Annotated in this window: 10 protein-coding genes; 4 read left to right on the top strand and 6 right to left on the bottom strand. The window is 55.9% G+C overall.

Features of this window, described 5'->3' with window-relative positions; genetic code table 11:
- Positions 1-57: 57 nt before the first annotated feature.
- A complete protein-coding gene (bglX, locus tag ACIP6T_RS02190) occupies positions 58-2,355 on the bottom strand; it encodes a beta-glucosidase BglX (protein ID WP_400455135.1) in 2,298 nt (765 codons plus the stop codon).
- A 155-nt stretch (positions 2,356-2,510) separates the two neighbouring features.
- On the opposite strand from bglX, the gene dld reads away from it, so the two are divergent.
- Positions 2,511-4,220 carry a D-lactate dehydrogenase gene (dld, locus tag ACIP6T_RS02185; protein ID WP_400455133.1) on the top strand — a complete coding sequence of 570 codons (1,710 nt, stop codon included), beginning with the start codon at positions 2,511-2,513 and terminating at the stop codon, positions 4,218-4,220.
- 87 nt (positions 4,221-4,307) lie between these two features.
- On the opposite strand, the gene ACIP6T_RS02180 is transcribed toward dld, so the two are convergent.
- The 3 genes from ACIP6T_RS02180 to ACIP6T_RS02170 form a co-directional block, all read right to left on the bottom strand.
- The gene (locus ACIP6T_RS02180) at positions 4,308-6,752 is read right to left on the bottom strand and encodes a DUF3772 domain-containing protein (protein WP_400455131.1); all 2,445 of its coding nucleotides are present in this window, start codon (positions 6,750-6,752) and stop codon (positions 4,308-4,310) included.
- Positions 6,753-6,989: 237 nt separating this feature from the next.
- Positions 6,990-7,928, bottom strand: a complete 939-nt coding sequence (pbpG, locus tag ACIP6T_RS02175; protein ID WP_345827038.1) for a D-alanyl-D-alanine endopeptidase — start codon at positions 7,926-7,928, stop codon at positions 6,990-6,992.
- Between the two features lie 214 nt (positions 7,929-8,142).
- Positions 8,143-8,730 (bottom strand): Yip1 family protein, encoded by a 588-nt coding sequence (locus ACIP6T_RS02170; RefSeq protein WP_097094490.1) that lies wholly within the window; start codon positions 8,728-8,730, stop codon positions 8,143-8,145.
- Positions 8,731-8,897: 167 nt separating this feature from the next.
- Between ACIP6T_RS02170 and ACIP6T_RS02165 the strand changes: the two genes are divergently transcribed.
- Positions 8,898-9,473: a DedA family protein gene (locus tag ACIP6T_RS02165; protein WP_097094491.1), complete on the top strand. Its 576-nt coding sequence runs from the start codon at positions 8,898-8,900 to the stop codon at positions 9,471-9,473.
- On the opposite strand, the gene ACIP6T_RS02160 is transcribed toward ACIP6T_RS02165, so the two are convergent.
- Complete coding sequence (locus ACIP6T_RS02160) at positions 9,474-10,250, bottom strand: SDR family oxidoreductase (RefSeq protein ID WP_400455128.1); 777 nt, start codon at positions 10,248-10,250, stop codon at positions 9,474-9,476.
- A gap of 117 nt (positions 10,251-10,367) precedes the next feature.
- On the opposite strand from ACIP6T_RS02160, the gene ACIP6T_RS02155 reads away from it, so the two are divergent.
- Positions 10,368-12,182: a glycoside hydrolase family 15 protein gene (locus ACIP6T_RS02155; protein WP_400455126.1), complete on the top strand. Its 1,815-nt coding sequence runs from the start codon at positions 10,368-10,370 to the stop codon at positions 12,180-12,182.
- A 196-nt stretch (positions 12,183-12,378) separates the two neighbouring features.
- Positions 12,379-13,431, top strand: a complete 1,053-nt coding sequence (locus ACIP6T_RS02150; RefSeq protein ID WP_097094494.1) for a L,D-transpeptidase family protein — start codon at positions 12,379-12,381, stop codon at positions 13,429-13,431.
- Between the two features lie 133 nt (positions 13,432-13,564).
- Here ACIP6T_RS02150 and ACIP6T_RS02145 read toward each other — a convergent pair whose 3' ends face one another.
- The gene (locus ACIP6T_RS02145; protein WP_400455124.1) at positions 13,565-14,590 is read right to left on the bottom strand and encodes a transporter; all 1,026 of its coding nucleotides are present in this window, start codon (positions 14,588-14,590) and stop codon (positions 13,565-13,567) included.
- Positions 14,591-14,681: the final 91 nt, after the last annotated feature.

The following is a 14,681-nucleotide window of genomic DNA, read 5'->3' as shown; positions in this document are numbered from 1 at the left end:
GGTTCCCTCTCCCGCTTGCGGGAGAGGGTTAGGGTGAGGGCATAAGTGCATCAGCGACTATAAATAATCAAACTGCGCATCTTGCGTACGCACCGAATCCAGGCCAATCATCACGTTGATTTTGCCTGGCTCCGCCACCTGCTGCATCTTCTGATTCCAGAACTTCAGCGCATCAACATCGATCTTAAACTTCACCGTCTGCGATTCGCCGGCTTTCAGCATAATGCGCTGGAAACCACGCAGCTCCTGCACCGGGCGACTGATGCTGGCGACCGGATCGTTGAGATACAGCTGCACCACGGTAGCACCATCGCGTTTACCGGTGTTGGTCACGGTAACTGACGCCTCCACCGAGCCATTACGCGGCATGGTACGCGATGACATCTTCACCGGCGATACGCTAAAGGTGGTGTAGCTCAGGCCATAGCCAAACGGATAAAGCGGGCCGTTGATGGCGTCGTAATAGTGCGACGTATACTTGTTCGGCTTGGCGAAGTTGTAAGGACGTCCGGTTGGCAGATGGTTGTAATAAATCGGGATCTGTCCCACTGAACGCGGGAAGGAAACCGGCAGTTTGCCCGACGGGTTGTAGTCACCAAACAGCACATCGGCAATAGCGTTACCGCCTTCGGTGCCGCTGAACCAGGTTTCCAGCATCGCATCAGCCTGTTTATCTTCATTCACCACCGTCAACGGACGGCCGTTCATCAGCACGATCACCAGCGGTTTACCGGTGGCTTTCAGGGCCGCCAGCAATTTTTGCTGGCTTGGTGGGATCACCAAATCGCTACGGCTTGAGGCTTCATGCGCCATGCCCTGCGCTTCGCCGACGGCAGCCACCACCACATCGGCTTTTTTCGCCTGCGCTACCGCTTCGTCAATCAGCGCCTGCGGCGAACGTTGATCCACGCTCACCGCCTGCTCGTACAGATTGAGGAAATCCTGAATGCCTTTGTTGTCAGTGATGTTTGCGCCCTTGGCATACAGCACGGTGCCTTTGCCCGCCATCGCATTACGCATGCCCTGTAGCAGCGGAATCGATTGTTTGGCGACGCCCGCCGCTGACCAGCTGCCCATGATGTCGCGTTGACTGTCTGCCAGCGGCCCCACTAACGCCACGGTGGCGTCCTTCTTCAGCGGCAACGTTTCATGCCAGTTCTTTAACAGCACAATACTTTTACGCGCCACATCACGCGCTTCGGCGCGATGCAAACGGCTTTCGGCGTTAGTATCCTGCGGATCGCTGCCTTTCGGCCCTAAATGGCTATAAGGATCGTTAAACAGCCCCATATCATATTTGACGTTCAGCACATGACGCGCGGCATCATCAACTTCCGCCATGCTCACCGCGCCGCTTTTCACCAGGCCCGGCAGATATTTACTGTAGTACTCGTCGCTCATGCTCATATCGACGCCCGATTTCACGGCGATGCGTACCGCGTCCTGCGGATCGCTGGCCACACCATGTTTCAGCAGCTCTTTGATCGCGCCGTGATCGCTAATGGTAATGCCTTTAAACTTCCAGTCACCGCGCAGCAGATCTTTCAGCAACCAGCTATCGGCCGTAGCCGGGGTGCCGTTGATCGAGTTAAGCGCCACCATCACGCCGCCGCTGCCCGCATCAAGCGAGGCTTTGTACGGCGGCAGATAATCCTGGAACATGCGCTGCGGGCTCATGTCGACGGTGTTGTAATCACGCCCGCCTTCCACCGCACCGTAAAGCGCAAAGTGCTTTACGCTGGTCATGATATTGAAGCGATCCGCCGGGCTTTTGCCCTGCATGGCCTTCACCATGGTGCTGCCCATTTGTGACGTCAGGAAGGTGTCTTCACCGAAACCTTCCGAAACGCGACCCCAGCGCGGTTCGCGTGATACATCCACCATCGGTGCCCACGTCATGTTCAGGCCGTCATCCGCCGCTTCATAGGCCGATATGCGCCCGACTTCCGCCACCGCATCCAGATCCCAGCTGGCCGCCAGGCCAAGCGGAATCGGGAAGATGGTGCGCTGACCGTGCACCACGTCATAGGCAAAGAACAGCGGGATTTTCAGGCGGCTGAGCTGCATCACCTGATCCTGCATGGCACGAATATCCGGTCGCGTTACGGTATTAAAAATGGCCCCGACCTGACCGTGTTGAATCATGTCGCGAACCGCCGTTTTCGGCGTATCCGGTCCGACGCTAATCAAACGCATCTGCCCGATTTTTTCATCAAGGGTCATTTTGCTAAGCAGCTGATTAACAAAGGCGTCGCGCGCCTGCTCGGTCATGGGATGTGGGCCAAACAAATCGTCTGCAAACGCAGGTTGCATGGCTAAGGAAACAGCGAGGCTAACAGAGTAAATCCATTTCATCAGGTCGGGCTCTCTTAAGTGACTGCGCAATATCGAAATAACCGGGGCAGTTTGCCACAAGATGAGGATAGCAGGTAGCTGCCGATGTCACACCGCGACCCTACCGCAGACGCGTGCTACAGTAGAAGCGCCATGTTAAAGACAAGGATAGGCCAATGAATAACAACACTTCGCACCCTACTCTGCTCGCCGAACTGCGTCGTCTGGTGGGTTCGTCACACCTGTTAACCGATGCAGAACAGACCGCGCGCTACCGCAAAGGTTTTCGCTCGGGCGAAGGCGACGCGCTGGCGGTGATTTTTCCCGGCTCGCTGCTGGAGTTATGGCGTGCGTTGCAAGCGCTGGTTAGCGCCGATGCCATTATTTTAATGCAGGCCGCCAATACCGGTCTGACGGAAGGTTCCACGCCGCACGGTAATGATTACGATCGTCCGCTGGTCATCATCAGCACCTTGCGGCTGGATAAGTTGCAGCTGATCGATGACGGCAAACAGATCCTCGCCTTCCCTGGCAGCACGCTGTATCAGTTGGAAAAAGTGCTGAAACCGTTAGGACGTGAGCCGCATTCTGTTATCGGTTCCTCCTGTATCGGCGCATCGGTAATGGGCGGAATCTGTAATAACTCAGGCGGTTCGTTGATCAAACGCGGTCCGGCCTACAGTGAAATGGCCCTGTACGCGCAGATTGATGCCAGCGGCAAACTCAAGCTGGTAAACCATCTTGGCATCGATCTTGGCCATTCGCCGGAGGAGATGTTGGGGCGTTTGGATGACGATCGCTGGCAGCAGAACGATGTGCGTTGGGATGAGCGCCACGCCTCCGATCATGAATATGCCGAGCGCGTGCGCGATATCACTGCCGACACCCCGGCGCGCTTTAATGCCGATGAGCGCCGCCTGTTCGAAGCGTCTGGCTGCGCGGGCAAGCTGGCGGTATTTGCCGTGCGTCTCGACACCTTCCCTACCGAACCGCAGCAGCAGGTATTTTATATCGGCACCAACGATCCGGCTGAGCTGGGCGATATTCGCCGTCATATTCTGGCAGAATTTACGCATCTGCCGGTGGCGGGTGAATATATGCACCGCGACATTTTCGATATCGCTGAGGTGTATGGCAAAGATACCTTCGTGATGATCGACAAGCTCGGCACCGATAAAATGCCGCTGTTTTTTACCCTTAAGGGCCGCGTTGATGCCTGGCTGAGCAAGCTGAGTTGGGTAAAACCGCATCTTACCGATCGCCTGTTGCAGCGCGTCAGCGGCTGGTTACCGGCGCATCTGCCCAAACGCCTGAAGCAGTATCGCGACAAATATGAACACCATCTGATGCTGAAGATGTCCGGCGACGGCGTTGCTGAAGCGCAGGCGTATCTGACCGAATATTTCCGCGAAGGCGGCGGCGCCTTCTTCGCCTGCGATGCCAAAGAGGGCGCGCACGCGTTCCTGCATCGCTTTGCCGCTGCCGGTGCGGCTGTGCGCTATCACGCGGTGCATGCTGACGAAGTGGAAGATATTCTGGCGTTGGATATTGCGCTGCGCCGTAACGATGAGGAGTGGTTTGAGCGCCTGCCCGCCGAGTTTGATAAGGATCTAAGCCACCGTCTCTATTACGGCCACTTCTTCTGCCATGTGTTCCATCAGGATTACATCGTCAGAAAGGGCGTCGACGCGCATGCGTTGAAAGAGAAGATGCTGGCGATTTTAGCCGAGCGTGGCGCGGAGTATCCTGCCGAGCATAACGTTGGACATCTGTATCAGGCGAAACCGCAGCTGCAGGCGTTTTATCGTCAGCTGGATCCTACTAATAGTTTCAATCCGGGAATTGGTAAAACCAGCAAGCACAAGGGTTGGGCGGTAAAAATCTAAGTGCGGTTGTTAAAAAGGTGGCCATCAATGGCCACCTTACATGTAGGGTCGGCATTCATGCCGACCTGGTCACATGACGCGCTGAAATTAAGGCAGTTGCTCGCCCTGCTGCTCTTGCGCGGCCGCCGGAAGCGCGCGGCGTTCAATGATCATGGTTTGCGGCGTGGAAAGCACAATACCCTCCTTGCGCAGACGCGTGAGAATATCAAACAGCAAATCACTCTTGGCACCGGAAATCTGGCGCTGGCTGGCAACGTTGCCGGTGACGCTCAACACGATCCCCGCTGGCGTTAAATCTTTGAACGAAACGGACGGCTCAGGCGTTTCCAGGATGCGCTCGTTCTCCTGATACACTTCCAGCAGAATTTCCCGCACCCGCACCGGATCAATATCCAATGGGAACGTCAGCAGAATGGTCACCACGCCCTGCGCGTTACCCATGGTGGCGTTACGCACGTTTTGCGAGATCAGCTGGGAGTTCGGCACAATCACCGTGGATTTATCGCTGAGCTGAATTTCCGTGGCACGCACGTTGATACGACGAATATCGCCCTCGATGCCGCTGATGCTCACCAAATCGCCCACCTTCACCGGACGCTCGGTCAACAAAATCAGACCGGAGATGAAGTTCTTCACAATCTCCTGCAAGCCGAAACCGATACCGACCGATAGGGCGCTGACGATCCACGCCAGTTTGTTCCACTGCAAGCCCATAATCGACAGCGTCAACAGAATAACCAGCACGTAACCAATGTTGCTGAACAGCGTCACCAGCGACACGCGCATGCCGACATCCATGGTGGTTTTTGGCAGGAAGTCTTTATCCAGCCAGCGACGCACCGAGCGCAGCACATAAATGCCCATCACCAGGCAGAGAATCGCGTTAACCATGTGCGCCGGCACAATGTTCAGCGACTCCATCCCTTTGCCGCCCCAGAACTCAATCACCTTCTGAATCAGCTCTATCGGCGTTGAGGAGGCGAAGGTGCCGTTGAGCAACGCCAGCGCGAGGATAGCAATCAGCAAGGTTTTACCCAGCGCGCTCAGCAGCGTAGCCGCCTGTTGCAAGTGGCGCTCATCAATATTGAGTGAGCTTTGCAGCCGCTTGCCCGTTGCATTGCTGGTGGAGAACAGACTTTCACAGCCGTCCTGTACCAGATGGCTGAGGAAGTAGAACGAGCCAAACAGAATGCCGCACCAAATCACCTCGTAGCTGAGGAAGCGTGCCAGCGTAACGTAGCCAATGATCAGAGAGATCAGGATCGCCAGCGCCGTAAGCATCAACGCCAGCTGTACTAAGCCAACTAGAGTGGAGCGTGCTTCAGGCTGGTGGCCGGCCTGCGCCATGCGACGACGCACGCGGTTCACGCGCATGCTGATAGCAAGGCCGGTGCAGCCAATCAGCAATGCGGTCAAGCCGTTAGCAAAAATCGTGGTATTGAGGCTGGTTCCCACGCTGTAGTTAAATGCCTCAACCGTCTGGAAAACAAACACCAGCGCCGCGGTAAAGGGCGGGAACGGTTTCAGCGCCTGCGCCACTTCATTGGAGATGGCAGGCAAACGCCAGCTGGGACGACGCGTAGATAAAAACGCCCGCCCCAATCCAGCAATTAAGCCGCAGTAGACGCTGAGCTGCACCAGGCGCTCAACAAAATCCTGCACGTCGCCAGAGACCTCATCGCGGCGCGTAAAGGCCAGCGCAAGGAAGTTGAAGGTCAGCACAACGGCCGCAAGTGTGGTCAAGGCTATCGCGGCCGCCAGGAAGCTACGACGTAAACGCCCTTCCGGCATTTTGTTAATGCTCACCCACGCCAGAAACTCTTCGCCGTAGCGACGGCCGAGCGTCATCACCAGCATCGCGGCGACCAGCCAACCGATGGTGCCAAAGCGCCAGCCCGATTCCCACGATAGCGCGGCGGTGTCTTGCAGTTCATCGCGAAAATCACTGATTTTCTCGGCGTCGAGATCCTGGCTGCTAAAGATCGGTGACCAGAAACGCGGGCCGAAAATACTGCCCGAGTTCAGTGCCAGCTGGCTTTTTAACTGGTCACGACGCAGGTTAACGATCTGCGATGACAGCACCAGCGCACCGTTTTTGATGCCATCGGCCTGCTTGATTTGGTCGTCTAGCTTACCTTTTTGGTTCTCCAGCGCCGCACGCTTGCGCGTCACCTCCGGCGTCTCTTTCACGCCGCTGTCGGCTTTGGGCGCCGGACCAAGTACCGCCAGCTGTGCATCCAGCTGCTGACGCTGCGGAATGAGTGCCTGACCAAGGGTTTCGGCATTCCCCGAAAGCTCCAGCGCCATCTCATTGAGCTGGTTGAGCTGGCTTTCGTTGGTATCGCCCGAGACCTGGCCTTTAATTTTATCGAGAATTTTCTGCATCTTAGGCAGCTCGACCGAGGCGTTAACTTTGGGGGCAGCGTCCTCTTGCTGATTCGCTGCCGCGCTGTCGTCTGCAAAACTCAGCGCCGGGGTTAACAGCACCAGCAGCAGTAAAAATGGCGTAAGTAAGAAACGGAACTTGAACATGTTTAATAAGATTCCAGCGTAATAACAGCCGATAAACGCACGTGTGCAGGTGAATGGCGGCTAGTTTAAGACGTTGCCGACACTGAAACTATAGGAATGAAGGTGTAAAACATTGGCGCTAACGATAAGCGTTTTTGCAGGTAAACCGAGATTAATGGTGTCGCCATGAATGGCGACCCTACGACATACCGCCGATGACCTGTAGGGTCGCCATTCATGGCGACCAAAACAAGCGCGCTATTCCGCCTCGCTATTGCTGGCCGTCAGGCCTGACTTCTGCTTTTTGTACGCCAGCGCCGCGGCCGGAACCGGTGCTGCTTTACCGGTTTCCAGCCAGTCACGCAGACGGTTGGCATCGGCAAAATGGGTATATTTTCCAAACGCGTCCAGTACCACCAGCGCCACCGGACGGTTATTGATCACCGTGCGCATCACCAGGCAGTGTCCCGCTTCATCGGTATAACCGGTTTTGGTCAGCTGGATACGCCAGTCATTTTTGTACACCAAATGGTTGGTGTTACGGAACGGCAGCGCATAATTCGGATGTTTAAATACCGCCGTGTCTTCTTTGGTGGTGCTTAACTCACCAATCAGCGGGTACTGACGTGTGGCCTTCGCCAGCTTTATCAGGTCTTCCGCGCTGGAAACGTTTTGAATCGACAAGCCGGTCGGTTCCACATAACGCGTATGCGTCATACCGAGCGCACGTGCTTTGGCATTCATGGCACGAATAAAAGCATCGTAACCGCCCGGATAGTGGTGCGCCAGGCTGGCGGCCGCGCGGTTCTCCGACGACATCAGCGCCAGCAGCAGCATGTTGCGGCGGCTGATTTCACTGTTCAGTTTGACGCGGGAAAATACGCCGCGCATTTCAGGCGTGTGGCTGATATCGACCGACAGCATTTCATCCATCGGCAGTTTGGCATCCAGTACCACCATCGCCGTCATTAGCTTGGTCAGCGAAGCAATTGGGCGTACGCGGTTAGGATGACTGGAAAACAGCACTTTGTTGTTTTCCAGATCGACGATCATGGCGCTGCCGGAGGCGATTTGCGGTTGGGCAATCGGCGCCAGGTTTGAGAGTGCGGCCGGCGCAGCGAGCGCGGGTGTCACAGCGGCTGGCGCGGCGACAAACAGCGCCAGCGACAGCAGGGAAATACGCATTTTTGCAGACATCGTGTCAAAAAAATCCGGTCAGGAGTTTTGCGCTGTGTAAACACACAGGCCGCCCACATCAAGCCAGACGGGATGCGGGCTGGCTGCAGTATCATACGCACTTCCCTGAGAAATTTCTTAACGAGATTGTTTCCAGGCGTTAAAAGGCCACCATGAATGGCGACCTTACGGGGGCGGTTTTGTAGGGTCGCCATTCATGGCGACCAGGATAGCCTCAGAATAACCGTGGACCATATCCCCAGATAACCACCGTCAGCGCCAGCAGCACCTCGAACACCAGCACCCCTATCGCCAATGTTGAGCCGGAGAAGCGCAGACTTTCATCACGGTCAATACTCAGGAATACCGGAATCCCGACGTAAAGCAGATAACCGGTGTAAACCAGCGCAATCGCGCCGACCAGTACGCACAGCCACACCAGCGGATAGAGCGCCACCAGACCACTAAGGAACAGCGGCGTTGCCACATAGCCCGCAAACACGGTGCAGCGTTGCAGGCTCGGGCGCTGCGGATAATTACGCGCCATCCAGTGAATCACACGCCCCATCACGGCAACGCCACCAAGAATCATCAGGTAGAACAGAATGCCCAAACCGATACCGGTCAGCCTGTTGAGTAGTACGAACTGCCCTTCGCCCAGATTCCAGCCCAGTTGCGTGGTGCCGATGAAGGCGCAGATCACCGGGATCGCCGCCATTAGCAGAACATGATGGGTGTAATGGTGCGAAACGCTCTCATTTTCCTGTTTAATATCGCGCATTTCCTGACCAGGATGCGCCAGTAAACCCCAGACATGATTCATACGGTTACTCCTCTAATGCAAGGGGCTGCCCCTAAAGCAAAAGACCTCGACAACGCAGGCAGCGTCTCTCAAGTATAATCGTCGCCGCTGTTTTTGCGGCTAACCCTACAAATAAAGGCGCTGGCGTATAAACTGGTAACAGTCTCAACATTTACAGGGAGGATGATTTGCATCTCGATATCAATGGATTAATTAGCCAATACGGCTATCTGGCGCTGCTGATTGGCTGTATCGCCGAAGGAGAAACCTTCACCTTACTGGGCGGGGTCGCGGCGCATGAAGGCTTGCTGCACTTCACCGGCGTGGTGTTGGCCGCGATGATTGGCGGCATTATTGGCGATCAGCTGTTGTTTTGGCTGGGACGCCGCTACGGTACACGCATTCTGCGCCGTTTCCGCAAACATCAGGAAACCATTGGCAAAGCCAATCGGCTGATTCAGAAACACCCTAGCTTATTCGTCATCGGCGTGCGCTTTATGTATGGCTTCCGCATTGTTGGGCCAATCATCATTGGCACCAGCCGCCTTAAGCCGCTGCGTTTCTTTATTCTCAACGTCATCGGCGCCGCGCTATGGTCACTGATTTTTGTCTCTATCGGCTACTTTGCTGGCGAGATCGTTGCGCCGTGGCTGCATAAGATCGATCAGCACCTCAAACCCGTATTGTGGTTAGCGGCGGCGGTTATTTTTGGCATCGTGCTGCGCTACATTATTCGCCACTGGAACCGCCGCCGCGCGGGTTAATTACGAGTGATAACCTTTAAACTGCGGATTCGCCAGCATAAAACCACCGTCGACAATGAAAGATTGTCCGGTGGTGTAGGTTGCCCATTCCGAGCAGAGCCAGGCCACTAAGCTCGCCACCTCACGCGTATCGCCGGGACGTCCAATCGGGATCTCCGGCATAGGTCGGCCTTGCTCGTCATCTTTCATATCATTCATCGCCGTGGCAATTGCGCCCGGCGCCACCGCGTTGACCAAAATATGGTGCGGCAATAAGCTCAACGCCATTGATTTGGTCAGGCCACCGAGTGCATGTTTCGCGGCGGTATAGGCGCTGGCGTCCGGTAGCGGCGTGTGTTCATGCACCGAAGTGATATTGATAATACGTCCACCGTCGCCCTGATCGACCATATGCCTTGCGGCAATCTGCCCACAGATAAAAGCACCATCAACATCCACATTAAACACTTTGCGCCAATCCTCAAAAGTGACATCGAGAAAGTCAGCTTTGGTCATCACGCCCGCGTTGCAAACCAGCACGTCAATGCGCCCCAGCGAGTTGATCAGCTGCGCCAGTTGTTGCCCGCCGGCTTGCGGATCGGCAAGGGCAACCTGCCGCACCTGCGCCATCTGTCCACGACTCTCCACCATACGAGCGGTTTCCTGGGCGCCCTCTTCATCCGAACTCCAGGTGATGCCAAGCGTATAGCCCGCTTCGGCCAGCATCACCGCACAACTGCGACCAATGCCAGAACTGGAACCGGTAACCACGGCGACTTTCTGTTTTCCTGAACTCATAACATTCTCCTGATTGAGGGTGTCTTAACAGTATAGAAGTTATCCTTCTGTGCCTCAGTGCCGCCGAATCTGCCGTTGCGTCTATAGTTAACCATTACATACCGCAAAGGGGGCAAGATGAGCGACATTAAACGCAGAATAGACGACCACGGTGTGATTGGTGATTTACGCACTTGCGCACTGATCGCCAACGACGGCACCATCGATTATCTCTGCTGGCCAGAGCTTGATAGCCCTTCGGTATTTGCTGCGCTGCTCGATAGCGACGAAGCCGGACTTTTCTCTCTCGCCCCCGACTGGAAAAATGCCCGCCAGCAGCAGCTCTATCTGCCCGATACCAATATTCTGCAAACCCGCTGGCTGGACGATGCGGGCGTGGCGGAGATCACCGATTACATGCCGATCTGCGACGAGCACAGCAAAGTGCCGCGTCTGGTACGTCGCGTGAAAATGGTGCGCGGCACGGCGAAGTTCCATCTGCTGTGCGCGCCGCGCCACGATTATGCGCGCGCAGAAACCACCACCGAAGTGCGTCCTGGTGGTATCGCTTTTCTGGCCGCAGGACAACTGGCTTTACGCCTCAGCGCCACGGTGGTGATGACGCGCGAGAACCACAGCGCAGTGGCGGAGTTCACCCTGAAAGCCGGTGAGTGCGCCGAGTTTATTTTTGGTAACGATGACGATCCAAACGTGGCGAAAATTGCCACCGAACAGTGCTTCCGCGACACGCTGGAATACTGGCGACGCTGGAGCAGCCACAGTTCGTATCGTGGGCGCTGGCAGGAACAGGTGACGCGTTCGGCGCTGGCGCTCAAGCTGTTGACCTCACATCAGCACGGTTCGATTGCCGCCGCCGCCACCTTTGGTTTGCCGGAGGAATTGGGGGGTGAGCGCAACTGGGATTATCGCGCCTCATGGATTCGCGACGCCTCGTTCAGCATGTATGCGCTGATGCGCCTTGGCTACACCGAAGAAGCGCGAGATTTCACCAAGTGGGTGGGCCGCTGCGTCGAGCACAGTCACGACGACACCCCACATCTGCAGGTGATGTATCGCCTGGATAGCGGCACCGAGCTGCATGAAACCGAGCTGCTCAATCTTTCCGGCTACGCTAATTCACGTCCGGTGCGCATCGGCAATGATGCCTGGCGCCAAACCCAACTCGATATTTACGGCGAGCTAATGGATGCCATTTATCTCGCCAACAAATATGGCGAGGCGATTTCGCAGCGCGGCTGGAAGTATGTCTCCGACATGATCGATTATGTCTGCGTGAACTGGAATCAACCCGATGCCGGCATTTGGGAGATGCGCGGTGAACCGGAGCATTTCCTGCATTCGCGTTTAATGTGTTGGGTGGCACTCGATCGCGCACTGCGGCTGGGTATGAAGCGTTCGCTGCCAATGCCCTATGAACGCTGGGATCGCGTGCGCAGCGAGATCCGCGATGATATCTGGCAAAACTTCTGGAATCCTGAGCTGGGCCACTTCACCGCGACACGTGGCGGAAACTTCCTTGATGCCTCGATGCTGCTGATGCCGCTGGTGCGCTTTGTCAGCTCAACCGATCCAGATTGGCTGGCCACGCTGGATGCGATTAAAACCCATTTAGTGAGCGATGGTTTAGTGCGCCGCTATAACATTCATGAGACGCCTGCCGATGCATTAAGTGGCGGAGAAGGCTCCTTTGCGGCCTGCTCCTTCTGGTACGTAGAGTGTCTGGCGCGCGCCGGGCGGGTGCATGAAGCACATTTTGAGTTTGAGAAGCTGCTGAGCTACGCCAATCCGGTTGGCCTGTACGCCGAAGAATTTACCTCTCACGGCAATGCATTGGGTAATATGCCGCAGGCGCTGTCGCATCTGGCGCTGATCAGTGCCGCTTTTTTCCTCAATCGCAAATTGAGTAATGAAGTGACGCTGTGGCAGCCTTAAAAATTCACATTTTGGGCTGAGGAGCTAAGAGAATTGTCTGGTAAACACAAGGAATTGCGTAAAGTATCTTCAGCCTGCGAAAATCCTGATTTCCATCAATGCACCAATGCACATATAATGCGCAGCGGGTCATACTGACCACGATGGATTCGACACACTGACAAGCCTGAAACATGGCCATAACGACTTGAAAAACATGAAAATGAGCATTCGCGCGTTCGCTTCACTCGCCCTCGCACTGGCGGCGTTCAGCCAGTCGGCATTTGCAGTAGTCTATCCGCTGCCGCCGGCTAATAGCCGTCTGATCGGCGAAAATATTGAAATCACCGTTCCTGATGACAGCAAACTTCCGCTGGAAGCCTTTGCTGCGCAGTATCAGATGGGCCTCAGCAATATGCTGGAAGCCAATCCGGGTGTTGACGTTTATCTGCCGAAAGCTGGCACTAAAATGATCATCCCGCAGCAGCTGATTTTGCCTGACGCGCCGCGTGAAGGCATCGTGATCAACAGCGCTGAGATGCGTCTTTACTATTACCCGAAAGGCACCAAGACCGTGGTCGTGCTGCCAATCGGCATCGGCGAATTGGGTAAAGATACGCCAATGAACTGGATCACCAAGGTTGAGCGTAAGAAAGATGGCCCAACCTGGACACCAACCAAAGCGATGCACGCGGAATACGCAGCGCGTGGTGAAAGCATTCCAGCCGTGTTCCCGGCGGGTCCAGATAACCCGATGGGACTGCATGCGCTCTACATTGGCCGCCTGTATGCCATTCACGGTACTAATGCCAACTTCGGCATCGGCCTGCGCGTGAGCCACGGCTGTGTGCGTCTGCGCTCTGACGACATTAAATGGCTGTTCGACAACGTGCCAGTCGGCACCCGCGTCCAGTTCATCGATCAGCCGGTGAAAGCGAGCGTTGAGCCAGACGGTTCGCGCTACATTGAAGTCCACAATCCGCTGTCGACCACCGAAGAGCAGTTCAACTCTCGTGAGCTGGTGCCGATTAACCTGACGTCTGCGGTGACCAAAGTGATTGCCGATGCCAGCACCAACCAGGATGCGGTGAATAACGCAATCCAGGCGCGTAACGGTATGCCGATCAAAATTAATGGCCCAGCAGGTGAAGCCCAGCCAGCACCGGTGCCGGTACAAGAATCTTCTGACGCAACGCCGAAAGAAGAACCGATGACGCCGCAGGGTGCTAACGGCGCAGCGCCTGCTGCTCAGCCGGCTACCAGCCTGTAATTACGTGTTGTGATGAGCCAGCCTGCGGGCTGGCTTTTTTGTGCGTGCGATTAGCCAGGTCGCCATGAATGGCGACCCTACGAAAAAATCATCAGGGTTATGTAGGGGCGCCATTTATGGCGACCTGGTCACCTCAATCGCGCGGGCGTCGAAACGCCAGCCAGCCCGCCACTAACGTAAACGCCAGCACCACTAACACCAGCAGCAGAAAGCCATGCGTATTGCTCGCCAGCGGAATGCCGCCGACGTTCATGCCAAAAAAACCCGCCACGATATTGATCGGCAGCGCCAGCACGGTTATCACCGTAAGCAAGAACAGCGTACGGTTGCTCTGCTCCATCAGACGCGCGGCAATCTCTTCCTGCAACAAACGGATCCGCTCCATTAGCCCAGCCAAATCATTCAGCGCCACGCTGAACTCTTCAGTGAAGATACGCAGCTCACCCAGCGGTTCGCGCTTTAGCCATTGAGGCGGGCGATTTAGCAAACGAAACAGCGCCGCGGGTTCGGGGGCGAGCAGGCGCTGCACGCGCAACAGCATGCGTCGTAAATGACCCAGTTCATGACGGTTAGTTTTGATCGCCGCACTCAACAGGCGCTCTTCAATGGCGTCCACCGCCTGACTGGAGCGACGCACCACCTGTTCCAACTGCGCCTCCTGCTCGCCCAGCAGCCACAGCAGCATCGCATCGGACTCCGCAAACACCAGCTTGTCGATCTGCTGATGCATACGCTCAATCATGCCAACGGGCCGAAAGCGCGCGGTGACAATCACATGCGGGCAGCACCACATCCACAGCGTGGCATTCTGGGTGCTGCGCTCCTCTTTACTGAAGGTGACGTCATTGAGCACCGCCAGCAGCGCATCGTTTTGATGGGCTAAACGGGTGCGCGGTGAAGCTGAATGTATCTCATCGAAAAAATCGCGATCTACGCCAAAGTGGTCCTGAACCCAACGTTCAGCACGTGCGTGATTAAGATTTATGTGCAGCCAAAGAAAGGTCGATTCCGGCAGCTGTTGCTGCGCCAATTGTGAGGCTTCACGCGCATTTAACCGCTGTGGAGGCGACGCCGGGGTAAACAGATAACCATGAATCAGTCCGGCCACTTCGTTATTGAAGTCCGGCAGGGAGGCAAGCGGTAACACGGGCTGGAGCATAGCAGCAGGTCATTCCGAAGCGGTCAGATCCACAGGGTGCGACAGGGATGTTGCAGCAATATGACACTGGCCGTTCACCATCATCATTCTG

Source organism: Pantoea sp. NPDC088449, assembly GCF_044753225.1.
Lineage (GTDB): Bacteria > Pseudomonadota > Gammaproteobacteria > Enterobacterales > Enterobacteriaceae > Pantoea > Pantoea floridensis.
Note: the sequence above shows the minus strand (reverse complement) of the source record. Positions and strands in the feature narration are given on the sequence as shown.

Coding starts and splice junctions, on each gene's coding strand:
- bglX (WP_400455135.1), bottom strand. CDS start 2,355: ATGAAATGGATTTACTCTGTTAGCCTCGCTGTTTCCTTAGCCATGCAA.
- dld (WP_400455133.1), top strand. CDS start 2,511: ATGAATAACAACACTTCGCACCCTACTCTGCTCGCCGAACTGCGTCGT.
- ACIP6T_RS02180 (WP_400455131.1), bottom strand. CDS start 6,752: ATGTTCAAGTTCCGTTTCTTACTTACGCCATTTTTACTGCTGCTGGTG.
- pbpG (WP_345827038.1), bottom strand. CDS start 7,928: ATGTCTGCAAAAATGCGTATTTCCCTGCTGTCGCTGGCGCTGTTTGTC.
- ACIP6T_RS02170 (WP_097094490.1), bottom strand. CDS start 8,730: ATGAATCATGTCTGGGGTTTACTGGCGCATCCTGGTCAGGAAATGCGC.
- ACIP6T_RS02160 (WP_400455128.1), bottom strand. CDS start 10,250: ATGAGTTCAGGAAAACAGAAAGTCGCCGTGGTTACCGGTTCCAGTTCT.
- ACIP6T_RS02155 (WP_400455126.1), top strand. CDS start 10,368: ATGAGCGACATTAAACGCAGAATAGACGACCACGGTGTGATTGGTGAT.
- ACIP6T_RS02150 (WP_097094494.1), top strand. CDS start 12,379: ATGAAAATGAGCATTCGCGCGTTCGCTTCACTCGCCCTCGCACTGGCG.
- ACIP6T_RS02145 (WP_400455124.1), bottom strand. CDS start 14,590: ATGCTCCAGCCCGTGTTACCGCTTGCCTCCCTGCCGGACTTCAATAAC.